Below are 13,363 nucleotides of genomic sequence, written 5' to 3'. Positions count from 1 at the left end.
TAAAGTGTTTTGTTCTGCGGCAGCCACTGCTTGTAAAGCAGTATTCTTACTGCTTAGCAGAGAGTAAGGAGTACGCAACAAAAAAAGGGAGCGTTGCCATTGTAAAGAATTACAACAGAAACACTCCCTTTTTTGTAGAAGCTGCGAGCGGCGGCGCTTCGTTAACTGATAGGTACTTTCCGCAAAACGGCTTCTATAAAGTCTTTGGTTTTAATATTGTCGGCTTCGGCCTCATAGTTAAGTATAATGCGGTGGTTCATAACATCGTAGGCTACGTCTTTTATGTCTTCGGGCAGTACATAATCGCGCTCATCAAAGTAGGCAACAGCTTTGGCGGCGCGGTTCAGGGCAATGCTGGCGCGTGGCGAAACACCAAACTGTATATAATCGGCAAACTCATTCAGGTCGTATTCGGCAGGGCGGCGGGTGGCAAACACCAGCTCTATAATATACTTTTCCAATGTCTCTGATATCTGCACCTGGTTTATCTCATTCCGGATTGCAAAAATGTCTTCTTTAGACAGAACTTTGGCTACCGTGTCGTTGAACGACATATTGGCCATGCGTCGCATAATCTCCAGCTCATCAGCCTTTTTAGGGTAGTCTATATAGACCTTCATCATAAACCGGTCTACCTGTGCTTCGGGTAGTGGGTAAGTGCCTTCATGCTCCACCGGGTTTTGGGTAGCCAGCACCAGAAAAGGCAGGTCGAGGCTGTAGGTTGTTTCTCCTATAGTCACCTGTTTTTCCTGCATGGCCTCGAGCAAGGCCGACTGCACCTTGGCTGGCGAGCGGTTAACTTCGTCTGCGAGAATAAGATTCGCGAAGATAGGTCCTTTTTTCACCTCAAAGCGGGAAGCGTTCTGATTATAGATCATGGTGCCGATGAGGTCTGATGGCAGCAGGTCGGGCGTGAACTGAATGCGCTGAAAATCGAGGCGCAGTACTTTAGAGAGCGAGTTAATGGTTAAGGTCTTTGCCAGGCCAGGTACACCCTCCAGCAAAATGTGCCCGCCTGTAAACAAGCCTATCAGTAAGCGGTTTACCATGTAAGACTGGCCTACCACTACTTTTGCCATTTCACTAAATACCTGCTTTATCTTCTGCTGGTGAGCCTTCACCTTATCCTGATATAGTGTTTCTTCTGCTGGCATGTTTGCTGCTGTATCCGGTAAAACTTTTAAAGATAAGCATATTCGACCAGCTATACCAACGCAGGTAGTGCCGTTGCAGTAGCTGGAGGCAAAAAAAATAGCGCCTTGGGGCGCTAAATAGATTACTTGCCAGAAATTGCGTTGTATGATGATAAAGTTGACAACACAACCTATCAGAAATCAACATTTGATTATTTACTCTAACAGGATTAAGATAAAATCTTATGGCCTGTGTCCTTTAACAGATGACAGTACAAGTTCGAGTTTCGATAGTTTAAGTTGCTATTTGCTGTGTTAAGATTGCTGTGCCTGGTGGTTAATGACACTCAGGCGCGCTTTTTTTGCCTGCCTGACCATTTCAATAAGCTTTTCTAGCTGCGATTCTTCTACATCAAGCGGCAGCACCATGGTTGTTTTTTCTGATAGAATATGTACCCGGCGGTAGCGGGTCATCATATAAAGCATCAGAAAAAAGCCACTTACCAAAGCAAATGAGTCGTTAAAGTACACCATTAAGGCGGCTGCTATGCTGAGTCCCAGGTAAAGGGCTTTGCCGGTGGTTTTTATTTCCCAGTTAGAGATATCTTCCAACATAATAGAGTTGCTGCCTCTCAGGTCCCACGGTTTTCGGGTTTGGATAACCCGGTGAGTGGTAAGGGCCAGTTTCTTATCTACTGTTTGTATAAGATACTGCTCCCCATCAATTAGCCTGCTACAGGGCATCCTGGTTGGGAAATAAAGTTTGGTAGATTTCTGAAAGAGTAGAGGCGATAGTATCACAAAAAAATAGTTTGTTTACTCTTAAGATTCATTAAATCATTAAAAGGTTGCAAGCGAAAAAAAATAACTTTCTTGCAGTCTGTCAATCTTAAAGCTGCTCAATATTCATAATACATGGCAGCAGCTTATCATCAACAAAAAATTACTGCATTTTAGGGTAACTGCATACTCCTGAAACACCAACTAGTGTAGCAAATTCAAATAATGAAAAATTATATTCAGCTTTTACTAGTTGTGTTATTACTTTATCTACAGGAAAGCGCCTGTTAACAGTAACAGCCAAAGTTAACTTTAATTTTTCACAAACTAAATAAATTAGAATTTTGCATTAAATTTTCAATACAATATTACTGATTTATAATACTTTAAATTTTTGAATTGTGATTTTAAGAAGAAATAATCTTTAAACAAAATCGGCTAATTTATATTGCTTCTAAGCAGAAAGATACAAGTCTCCCTCATGCCCGTGGGCACGCTGGTTTTTAAACCGGGTAATATCAGCCTGCATCGAGGTATATATCTCCATTATCTCTTCCGATTCTTCAGTTAGCGGCTTAATGTGCTCTGCCAATAACTTTGCAGCTAACGGGTAAAACTTCGAGTCGTCGGTGTTGGCTGCCTTCACTTTAAAGTTACTGACAGAGGTTTCAAGTTTCTTCAGAACCGGGAATTGCGCCTTGTACTCATGAATGGTATCACGAAGCTTTTCCCGTATCATGAGGTACAGATCTTCTTCAAACGTCATGCCAAAGTCATCATCCTCTTCCTCATCGTCGAAGCTGAAATTGGCATCCTCATCAAAGTCAAAATCGTCTTTCATAGTTCGTTTAAAAAGTTATTCAGGTTGATAGTACGAGATTAAAAGTAGTTTGTGTCGGCGGCAGAATTTTTTTGTTAAAATGCCACTCGCCTAATTCTATATAGAATTGTAACCCGACTGCATATTTAGTATTAGAATCTCATATTTGCAATATTTGCTCTCCTTATTCTGCAGAACGCATTTACTTATAAATTGCTTCTAAGTTATAGCCTGCGACTTCACTTATCATATTCAGAAATTGCATCGCCTTGAAAGATACGGGCACGATTCACGACACACCATTTTATATGATTTGCATAAAATGTGTTATAAATTCCGATTAGTTGCGTGGCCGACTATAATGAGCGGGCTATTACATGTAACAAAAAAGCTGCTGGCGCTACTACCAAGGAGTAACACCAGCAGCTATGCCCTGCTATAGAACAGTGTTTAGGCGAATTTGCGCTCGATCAGGTGGAGTAATTTGCTTACGTGTTCCTGCTTTTTAGACCAGTCATATTTAGAGGCCAGTTCTTCTGTTACAAATTGTTTGGCTTGCTCGGGGTGCCCAAATTCATCCAGCTGTTTTATCGATTGGTAATAAGTCATGTTATCTCCATCAAAAAGCTCATTTATAAAGCTGAAGCGCTGGTTTATAGAGATTGAGTTCTTAAGCGACTCGATTTTACGGTTGCTGTGCGAGTCGGCCAGTGAGGTGGCTGAAGTGCCTTTGTAGAAATTTTCGTTCAGGGTGGGGCGTTCAGCTATTTTAAAGCGCTCGTTCAGGTTGCCCTGAGGCTGCACGGCAACTCTTGGAGCTTCTGTAATAGGTCTGGGAACAGATGCTTCACGCTGGGCCATATGTATAGGCGCTACCACATCTTTCTCTTCTACGGGGGCAGCAGGCGTGGGCTTTGCCAACTCCTGTGGCGCAGGTGTTGCTATGCTCAAAAGCTCCCGCTCACTTATAGGCAGCAACGTATTAAACTTCTCCACCAGCTCGTGCAGGGGCGTCCGGTTGTTTACATGAGCATTGCTGTAGAGCCTGTAGCGGCTCAAAATGTAATCGCGGTCGCGGCTAGTAGGCGATAAGGTGTCTATAAACCCTGCTACCACCTGTTTGTCGAGGTCTAAGTATTTGAGGTTGTCCTGCAGCTTGGGAAGCGTAATTTCTTCCTGTATCCGCAGAAATCTCTCTTCAAAAACGGTAGGCGGGGCAAGCACAAGCAAAAACGTGTCGTAAACAGCCTTCTGCAGCAGTGGCTCAAACGCGTTGCGCTTCATCAGTATCTTGCGCGATACCACATTCATGAAGTTCAGCAGCGCCTCCTTTACATCTTCGTGCTCATAGTCGAAGTACGGGCTGCGCAGGTTAGCCATTTCGTGGTGCCACTTCATCAGGAGCTCCTTTATTACAAAAAGATTTACCTGCTTAATAGGAGTAAAACCAAGCAGCTGAGGACCATTAACTGTGTCGTAAGAGGCAAAGTGGCGGTCGCAAAGCAAGTTTGCCAGGTCTTTGCTGTAACGCTCTAGGTGTAATTGATTATATTTGTCTTCCATTTTAGGTTTACGTTCTGCTGTAAACTGTAAAGATAGAAATAATATGCCAAACTTGATCGTGCTAAACCTGGCGTTCAGGCAGGTAGAAGTGCCCATCGGGCATAGTGTTTTCCAGGCCTTACAGGCAGCAGGTCTCGACTGGATGCATGCCTGCGGAACCAAAGGCCGTTGCACCACCTGCCGCCTGATCGTAACTGCGGGACTGGAGAACTTCGGGCCATTAACCATAAACGAAATGCGCTACCGCGATAATGGGCGGTTAAAGGAAAACGAGCGCCTGTTATGCCAGGCTACCTTGCATGGCGATGCTGCCGGCCGGGTGCCGCAACAAACCATGCTGCCTCACCTGCACTACGTCGAAACAGATGATAGCCGCCCTTAAAGCATAGGCAAGCCTTGACTAAAAACAGGCGAAAATCCTTTGGAAGGCTGTTTTCATTCGAATAATTTGAGCGTTGATTGTTTGCTTGTTGCTGATTGTTAAATTGTTTAATGGTTGTTTTGGAGAAGTTTTGAATGAGTGAACGAGTGAGTGAATTGATCAACTTTGAACTCATAACTAATAAAAATCTTTTAAATAAATGTTTATAGAACCGCGCGTTGGCAACGGAAACCACGCAAACAGGAGGGGGTGGGTAGAGGTCATCTGCGGCTCGATGTTTTCTGGCAAAACAGAAGAACTGATTCGCAGGCTCAATAGGGCCACTATTGCCAAGCAGAAAGTCGAAATTTTTAAGCCTGCCATAGACAAACGCTACCACGACATAGATGTGGTGTCGCATAATGCCAATGCCATCCGCTCCACACCCATCGATTTTGCTCAGGATATGCTGCTGCTGGGCGGCAGCTGCGATGTAGTAGGCATAGACGAAGCCCAGTTTTTCGATAATGGTCTGGCCGAAGTATGCGTAAAGCTGGCCAACAGTGGTGTGCGGGTAATAGCAGCGGGCCTCGACATGGACTACCTGGGCAAACCTTTTGGCCCCATGCCCGACCTGATGGCGGTGGCAGAGTACGTTACCAAAGTGCACGCCATCTGTGTGCAGTGTGGCGATATTGCTACTTATTCGTTTCGCAATGCCCTTTCAGAGCAACAGGTGCTGCTCGGCGAAACAGAGTCGTATGAGGCGCGTTGCCGGCACTGCTTTCTGGAAGGTAGAAAAGCCTTACGCTAGCGCCTGTTGGCCATACCCCAACAAGTGCTAATACTGCTGCAGCGTAAGTAATATTCTCTTAAATTTTCTGTTATTTACGAGGATCTAAGTTAAAGGCTATTCAGTTGCCTAAAGAAAATTTGACCAACCAATCTGGCTCATGAACCGAAAGGAGGCAAATTTGTTCTCTTTACAATACCTTGCCGGCAACAAGTCTTAAACGATTTCGGCTCACTACAAGCCTTTAGTATACAAGATGAAGAAACCATTACAGAGCATAGCAGCAGCAGGAATATTGAAGCATTATGCCTTACAGGCATTGTTACTCCTAAGCCTTGTAGTGGCAGGGACTGGTCAGGTGTATGGGCAAAGCAAGCTAGCCATTGGAGGCTGGCAACTGCATGTGCCTTACCAGCAGGGCCGGGCTGTAGCCGAAACTCCCGACAAGGTGTACTGTGCGACCCAGAGCGGCCTTTTCTTCTACGATAAAGAATACGATGCCATCCAGACCCTCTCCAAGGTAGATGGCCTGCGCGAACAGCGTATCAGCTCTCTTCGCTACGACCCTGAAACAGAAACGCTGGTAATTGCTTACGCCAATACCAACATCGACCTGCTGCGTGGCAACCAGATCATCAACATCAACGATATTTTCAGGAAAACCATAACCGGCGAAAAAGCCATACGGCACATTCTTATCCATAAAAAACTAGCGTACCTCTCGTGCAGTTTCGGAGTAGTGGTGCTAGACCTGGTTAAACACGAAATCAGGGACACTTACAGTAACCTGGGTCCTTCTGGTGAGGTGTTTAACGTAAATGCCGTTGCCATCCATCAGGACAGCATTTTTATTTCGTCGAATATAGGTGTGCGGGCAGCCAGATTGAGCGGTACCAACCTGCAGGATTTTAATAACTGGCAAAACCGCAATACAGGCCTTGCCTGGGCAGGCATAACCAACACCCTGCAAGTCTTTAACGGTAGCCTTATTGCCGGAACCCCCATGAACGGTTTGTTCAGGTGGGGCGGCAACGCCTGGGCGCCCCTGCAACTGCCAGTGCTGCATGGTCTGCGGAGCCTGAGAGCCACAGCAGGATATTTTATAGCCTCGGCTGATGCTGGCATTCTGTTGCTGAACAATGCAGGGCAAGCTTCGGTACTCACAAACCAGAAATACCGGCAGCCACGCGAGGCGCTGGTAGGAGCAGATAATATGTTGTGGGTGGCAGATGCCGCCAATGGTTTGGTTAGAGCGGCCGTGTCTGGCGCAGATCCTGTTTCTTTTGTGCCCAACGGCCCTTACTCGAGCAATAGCTTTAAAGTGTATGCTGCCAATGGCGCGGTGTATGGGCTGAGTGGTGGCTACAGTGAGTCGTATCTGCAGAGCGAGCTGTATGATGGGTTTTATGAATACCGTAACGGCGAATGGAACAACTACAACGTTCACCTTTACCCCGATCCTGCTGTTTTTCCTGGTGGCAAAGACCTGGTAGCTGCTGCCTACAACCCTGTTACAGATAAAATGTACTTTGGTAGCTTCGGAAACGGTTTAGTTGAGTGGAATGGTCTGAATAAATCAGTACTCTATAATGGATATAACAGTACATTGGTTAGCGCCAATAACCCCGACGACAAAACGTTATATATACGTGTAACAGACCTGGCTGTGGATCGGGAGGGAGTGGTCTGGGTAACTAACCGGAACCACCAGCCGGGCCAGCCCAGCCTGCACGCGCTGCACTCCGACGGACGCTGGGAAGCTTTCAATATGCCTGGCGTACCCGATGCCTCGAGGTTCGACCTGCTGCTGCTGGACGATTACGGAAACAAGTGGCTTTCGATCAGCAGAAGGGTTTTTAACCAGACGGGCCTTTACGTGTTTAATAGCGAAACAAAAGAAAGAAGGCACGTTTCAAGCGGATCAGGTGCAGGTGGCCTGCCCGACGGTTTTATTTACTCCATGGCAAAAGACCAGGATGGTGCTATCTGGATAGGAACTGCTGCCGGAGTAGGCGTTTTTTATAATACTGATCCCCGAACCATCTTCTCAAACCAGACTTTTGATGCCTATATACCCATTATTAACCGCAGACCTCTGCTAGATGGACAAACTGTACGTTCTATTGCCGTAGATGGTGCCAACCGTAAATGGATGGCAACCGACAACGGCCTCTGGCTTTTCAGCCCCGACGGTACAGAGTCTATTCATCATTTTACTTCGGAAAATAGTCCGTTGCCATCAAACAAAGTGCTTTCGGTGGCGGTGGAGCATCGTACGGGCGAGGTGTTTGTGGCAACAGACGCTGGCATGGCTTCTTACCGTGCAGGCGCTACCATTACCGAAGGCTCCCCAGATTGTGCCACGGTGTTCCCGAACCCGGTAGAGCGCAACTTTAGCGGGCTTATTGGCATAAGTGGCCTGCCGAACAATGCCAGCGTGCGCATAACCGATGTGGCAGGCTTTCTGGTATACAAAACCCAGGCTACTGGTGGCACCGTTACCTGGGATGGCCGTAGCTACAATGGCAAGCGGGTAAAGGCGGGTGTATACCTGGTTATGAGCTCAGATCGTGATGGCACACAAGCATGTATAAGTAAAATAGCTGTACTGGAATAGATGCTGGTTAAAACAAGAGGTATTGTCCTGAATTATATCCGGTTTCGGGAGTCCTCCATTATCGCCAAAATATACACAGAGCAGTTGGGGGTGCAATCTTACATCGTAAACAGTGTACGGAAAAAGAACAGCGGCTCCCGCATTGCCCTCTTCCAGGCATTTACCTTGCTTGAAATGGTAGTGTACACATCGCAGCGGGGTGGTATTACCCGTATTTCGGAGTATCGGTCAGCTTACCCCTTCAGCAGTATCCCCTTCGATATCCGGAAGAGTAGTATTCTGCTTTTCCTGTCGGAGATGGTTTCGCGCACGGTGAAAGAGGAGGAGGAGAACCCATCGCTGTTCGCTTTTCTGTACCAATCCATTATTCACTTCGATGAGCTGGAGACAGGTTTTGAGAATTTTCACCTGGTTTTTCTGCTGCAGTTAAGTCACCACCTGGGTTTTGGGCCAAGTTCAGGCACCGAAATAATTGAGCAGGTGGCGTTTTCGGCTCCCTCCGCGGTCGTTACTGCTGTGCCTACGGTACTGTCGTTGCAGGTTTACGAAGCTTACTTCGACCAACTGCTGCAAACGCCAGGGCAGGCGGGCATACCAAATGGTAAAGTAAGGCGGGAACTGCTGGCCATACTTATCCGGTACTACCAGCTGCATGTAGAAAAACTGGGCGAGATCAAGTCGCTGGCTGTACTCTCCGAAGTGCTTTCGGAATAAGTGCCGCCATCTTCCACCTTCTCAGAATACGCCCCCTACCACCACCTTCTCCTTGTGCACACTTTTGCGGCCATCCAGGTCGAAGAGCTCTATGTAGAAAAGATAGTAGCCGATAGCCGCCTTGGTGCCGTCTTCTCGCAGGCCATCCCAGCGGAAAAAGCCGTTAGTGGCCAATAGCTCATTCCGCACCAGTTTCCTGATCTCCCGCCCGCGCTCATCAAAAACCGTAATATTGGCCATAAACCCTGTTCTATCGGTGCTGTAGTTCAGGGTGGTAAAGTCGTGGAGGCCGTCGCCATCGGGTGTAAATACCTTCGGCTCTACGCTGAAAATGTTGGCGACCACCTGCTGCTCCTGTGCCTGCGAGTTCAGGTAGCCAGGCGTGGCATAGCCTGCGGCACTGGCAGCCGAATGAAAATTACTGCCAGTGGTTGGCCCCTCCAGCCGTATCCGCTCCAGCGATACCCCATTCAGGTCGTCAAGCAGCCCGAAGTGCATGTTCTGGTTGTAGTCGAAGCGATCGGCAATGCGGGCGTTTGGCTGCAGCACTACCACCGTACCGGCAGCATCGGGGTAAGCCGGCAGGCTCGTCATGCGCAGAAATGTTTCTTCGCGGCCAGCCGGATAGTTCATTTTAATGTTTTCGGGGTTGGATGTGAGCACCACGTACTGCCCCGGTGCCAGCACATAGCTGGTGGCGGTAATGGTGCGGTGATTAGCTACACTGTCGTTGCTGATGTTGGCGAGCTGCCAGTTCTGCAGGTTCAGGTATTTGCTGCTGCGGTTCACCAGCTCTACAAAGTCTACGCCGCCTGTGCGCGGATTAAACAGCACTTCATTTATCACCACATCGCCTGGGGCAGGAGCGGAGGGCAAGGCAAAGGTAGCTCGTATAGGCTGGCTATTCAGGTTGCCGGCACAGTCTACTATACCCGTAGCCGACAGGGTGTACTGTTGCAGCTCCTGTAGCGGGTTTGCCAGTTGCAGCACCACCTCCGTAAACAGTGGCCCCTGTACCTGTACGCTACTTACAGCCACAGCCGGGCTAAGGTTATAGCGTACAGGTGTTGCGACCTGCGCACTATCGAGCCGCTCGTTAAACCGCAGGAGCAGCCGGTCGGGTGCAGTGGCTGTTACATCTAAAAGTTGGGGCGGCGTGGTATCGGGGTTAGAGGTAGCCACAGAATTGGGTTGAGCCGGTGTGCCACCACGAGGATCTGCAGCGGCTGTCCAGTTCTCGAAACCGGTGCAGGGGTTGCTGACGTCTATCATCTCCAGGCTCCAGCCACCGTTGCGCTTGGTGTTGTCTTTGTACCAGGTGTCGTTGTAGTTCACAGCAAAAATAAGCCGCCCGTTTGGCTGGCGGAGCTGCAGCAGTTCGCCGGTGTTGTTCAGGCTCGGAAAGTTGCTGATGCCAATGGCGCGGCCAAACTGTGTGAAGTTCTGCACCTGGTTATTCGGCACCACCACCGCATACTCTCCGGGCTGCAGCTGCACATTGGGTAGGATAGTGGTAGAGGTAGCATCAGAATAACGGATTCCCTGCAGTGTTAGCACCCGGTTGGTGGGGTTAAAGAGCTCAATGTATTCTTGTGCAGGCAAGCCTACGGCAGGTGTTTCACGGGCCATAATCTCGGTAATCAGCAATTCGTTGTAACCGGGCAGCACCGCAGGCAGCACAAAAGAAAAGCTGCTCTGCACCGGCTCTGCCAGGGTGTTGCCGTAGAGGTCGGAGAGGTTGGTTATGCTGATGATGTTGGTGCCGGAGCTGAACGCCTGGCTAAACTGCAGCTGCACGGTGCCTGCCTCGGTAAGGGTGGCTGTTGTGGGCTGTAAGTTACCATTTAGGGTGTAATTGGCGGTATTGGTAGCTTGCTGTTGGGCCAGCGGTTCGTTAAAGCGCAATTCCAATTGCTGCGGACTTAGTGTTTGAGCAGCAACTAAGGCAGGTGGAGTAGTATCAGTTACATTAAAATCATCGAAATAGAAATTGCGGCTGTTGGCAGAGGAGTAGCGGAGCAAAATACCGAAGTAACCGGAGCGGGTGTAGGTGGCATCGGTGGCGGTGCCCTGGCTTTGGTAACTCTGTCCTTGCCCCGTCAGGTCAATTTCCAGGTGCCACTCCTGGCTGATGCTGCGCGTTACCCGCACCCGCACCACATTGTTGGTACTGCTGCCAATGGTACCATCCTGCCCGTTTATCACATATACCGGGTTGCCGCCACGGTCTTTCCGGAAAAGGCTCACCTCATCGGGGGTGCCGCCTATACGTACAAAATAGCCGCTGTTGTTGCCGTTCAGGTCATCGGAGTCGGAGATCAGGAAAATATCGGCGTAGTTGCCCGAGGAGGTGGCCAGCCGCAGGTTCGCCCAGAATTCCCATACGGTGCCGGTAACAGCCTGCAGCGGGGTGGTGAGCACCAGTGTGCTGCCTGTAACTGCGGGGCCATTGCTTTGCAGCTGCCCCGATGTGTTTACCACAAAGCTTTCGGTGTTGCCAGACCAGGTGGGGCTTTGGGTGAAATTGCCGTCAGCGAAATTTTCCTGAAGTTGAGCATTCAAAAAATACGGAAATAGCAGTAAGAGAATGAGTAAAGTTTGTTTCATGTGTAGAATTGTGATGAAAACTTATTTACTTTGCAACCCCGCCTGCTCGTGTAGCGAACAGGCGCGCCTAAGCCAGCTATAAAAGAAAAGGCTGTATGCTTTGGGACTTTTACGGGAGTTGGTTTAATTTTGGTATGGCAGCTAACAACGCTCCGCAGCAGTTAGAGCTGTAGAAACAGCAGGATTAAACTGCCTCCCCGTAGCTTATAGCACAGCAGGTGCAGGTGAGTTTTAGTTGTTGCAGAAAGCAGGTAAAGTTGCCCGTTTTCTGAATTATTTAAATGAAAATGGCCTTCCGAAGCCATTTTAGAGAAATTTAGTCAAGGGTTAAATTATGCTTTAGCAGCGTATGTAAACATGGAGTTCATTACATTAACATATAAAAACCATTTATCTATTTATTTATAAACTTTAAACATGAAAGTAGCAGTTGTAGGCGCCACAGGACTTGTTGGCGGCGAAATTTTGAAAGTGCTGGAAGAAAGAAACTTCCCGGTGGATGAATTATTGTTAGTTGCTTCAGAAAGATCTGTTGGTAAACAGATGGCGTTTAAGGGTAAACAGATAAAGGTTATCGGGTTGCAGGACGCGGTGGCGGCTGCCCCGCAAATTGCGATTTTCTCTGCCGGTGGCAGCACCTCCACTGAGTGGGCTCCAAAATTTGCAGAAGTTGGCACCGTGGTAGTAGATAACTCCTCGGCCTGGCGCATGGACCCTACCAAAAAACTGGTAGTGCCGGAGATAAACGCAAAAGAACTGACCAAAGACGATAAAATTATTGCCAACCCGAACTGCTCTACCATACAAATGGTGGTGGCCCTGAACAACCTGCACCAGGAGCTGAAAATGAAGCGTATTGTGGTGAGCACTTACCAGTCGGTAACAGGTACTGGCAAAAACGCCGTTGACCAGCTCATGAACGAGCGTGCCGGCAAAGAAGGCGACATGGCATACCCGTACACCATCGACCTGAACGTGCTGCCGCACATCGATGTGTTCCAGGACAATGGCTATACTAAAGAGGAAATGAAAATGATCCTCGAAACAAAGAAGATCATGAGCGACGACTCTATTCGGGTAACGGCGACAGCAGTGCGCATACCTGTAATGGGCGGCCACTCGGAGTCGGTAAACGTAGAGTTTGAGAAAGATTTCTCGCTGGACGACATCTACCGCATACTAGGTGAGACAGATGGCGTGAAAGTAGTTGACAATGTGAAGAACCTGGAGTACCCGATGCCGAAAGATGCCCATGGCAAAGACGAAGTGTTGGTTGGCCGAGTTCGCCTGGACGAAACGCAGCCTCGCACCGTAAACATGTGGATTGTGGCTGACAACCTGCGTAAAGGTGCCGCTACCAACGCCGTGCAAATTGCAGAGTACCTAATCAAGCACGAACTCGTTTAATTTCAGATGTTAGATTTTTGCTGACCGTTTTAAGGAACAACAAAAATTAATAATTCAAAAAAGCTGCTCTGGAAACGGGGCAGCTTTTTTGGTTATTCTACCGCTACTACTAACTGCTTCGTCAGTTTGCCTCACATCGTAAGAAATAAATCCTGCCTTTACATTTCTTGTTTATGCAGCCTTTCTGGCACACTGTCAGGTGCAAAAAAACGAAGACTCATCATTCAGCTATTTACACTGAAAAATTTGCTACGGATACTCTTTCATTCGTATAAGTCCGGTAAATTATGCTTTACTTGCTATGTATTGCATAAAGAACTTTAAAGCGCCGGGGCCGTTATGGCAAGGTACTTTTCTTATGCAGTAGCAGGCAAATAAACTTAAGATAACAAATATGGCTTCCGGACTTCTTGCTTTATTAGATGATATAGCTGCCCTCGTAAAAGTTAGTGCGGCCAGTCTGGACGATGTGCCTGCGCAGGTGGCAAAAACTACAGGTAAGGTTTCAGGTATTGTTATAGACGATACGGCTGTTACACCTAAGTATGTAGTAGGCCTGGACCCTAAG

11 protein-coding genes are annotated in these 13,363 nt (G+C 48.1%); 6 read left to right on the top strand and 5 right to left on the bottom strand.

Translation table 11 applies throughout. The features are described from left to right. Positions 1-161: 161 nt before the first annotated feature. The 4 genes from FVR03_RS13395 to FVR03_RS13380 form a co-directional block, all read right to left on the bottom strand. Positions 162-1,154: an AAA family ATPase gene (locus FVR03_RS13395; protein ID WP_147922265.1), complete on the bottom strand. Its 993-nt coding sequence runs from the start codon at positions 1,152-1,154 to the stop codon at positions 162-164. Positions 1,155-1,448: 294 nt separating this feature from the next. Further along, positions 1,449-1,934, bottom strand: coding sequence for a hypothetical protein (locus FVR03_RS13390; protein WP_147922264.1), 486 nt, complete (start codon positions 1,932-1,934; stop codon positions 1,449-1,451). A 433-nt stretch (positions 1,935-2,367) separates the two neighbouring features. Then, positions 2,368-2,754: a hypothetical protein gene (locus FVR03_RS13385; RefSeq protein ID WP_147922263.1), complete on the bottom strand. Its 387-nt coding sequence runs from the start codon at positions 2,752-2,754 to the stop codon at positions 2,368-2,370. 429 nt (positions 2,755-3,183) lie between these two features. Further along, positions 3,184-4,296, bottom strand: a complete 1,113-nt coding sequence (locus FVR03_RS13380; protein WP_147922262.1) for a DUF8457 domain-containing protein — start codon at positions 4,294-4,296, stop codon at positions 3,184-3,186. A gap of 43 nt (positions 4,297-4,339) precedes the next feature. Between FVR03_RS13380 and FVR03_RS13375 the strand changes: the two genes are divergently transcribed. From FVR03_RS13375 to recO, 4 genes are all read left to right on the top strand, one after another. Further along, a complete protein-coding gene (locus FVR03_RS13375) occupies positions 4,340-4,678 on the top strand; it encodes a 2Fe-2S iron-sulfur cluster-binding protein (protein ID WP_147922261.1) in 339 nt (112 codons plus the stop codon). 199 nt (positions 4,679-4,877) lie between these two features. Beyond that, the gene (locus FVR03_RS13370) at positions 4,878-5,471 is read left to right on the top strand and encodes a thymidine kinase (RefSeq protein ID WP_147922260.1); all 594 of its coding nucleotides are present in this window, start codon (positions 4,878-4,880) and stop codon (positions 5,469-5,471) included. A 235-nt stretch (positions 5,472-5,706) separates the two neighbouring features. Then, entirely contained in the window at positions 5,707-8,067 is a 2,361-nt protein-coding gene (gene porZ, locus FVR03_RS13365) for a type IX secretion system anionic LPS delivery protein PorZ (RefSeq protein ID WP_147922259.1), read from the top strand. Then, complete coding sequence (gene recO / locus FVR03_RS13360) at positions 8,068-8,781, top strand: DNA repair protein RecO (protein WP_147922258.1); 714 nt, start codon at positions 8,068-8,070, stop codon at positions 8,779-8,781. 21 nt (positions 8,782-8,802) lie between these two features. Here the strand turns inward: recO and FVR03_RS13355 are convergent, their stop codons facing one another. Then, positions 8,803-11,388: a lamin tail domain-containing protein gene (locus FVR03_RS13355; RefSeq protein ID WP_147922257.1), complete on the bottom strand. Its 2,586-nt coding sequence runs from the start codon at positions 11,386-11,388 to the stop codon at positions 8,803-8,805. 417 nt (positions 11,389-11,805) lie between these two features. Between FVR03_RS13355 and FVR03_RS13350 the strand changes: the two genes are divergently transcribed. Both FVR03_RS13350 and FVR03_RS13345 read left to right on the top strand, forming a co-directional pair. Further along, the gene (locus FVR03_RS13350; RefSeq protein WP_147922256.1) at positions 11,806-12,795 is read left to right on the top strand and encodes an aspartate-semialdehyde dehydrogenase; all 990 of its coding nucleotides are present in this window, start codon (positions 11,806-11,808) and stop codon (positions 12,793-12,795) included. A 394-nt stretch (positions 12,796-13,189) separates the two neighbouring features. Beyond that, on the top strand, positions 13,190-13,363 hold a 174-nt coding region (locus tag FVR03_RS13345; protein WP_147922255.1), incomplete at its 3' end, for a DUF808 family protein.

This window comes from Pontibacter qinzhouensis, from assembly GCF_008017455.1.
Taxonomy (GTDB): domain Bacteria; phylum Bacteroidota; class Bacteroidia; order Cytophagales; family Hymenobacteraceae; genus Pontibacter; species Pontibacter qinzhouensis.
This window is presented reverse-complemented; position numbering and strand designations above follow the sequence as displayed.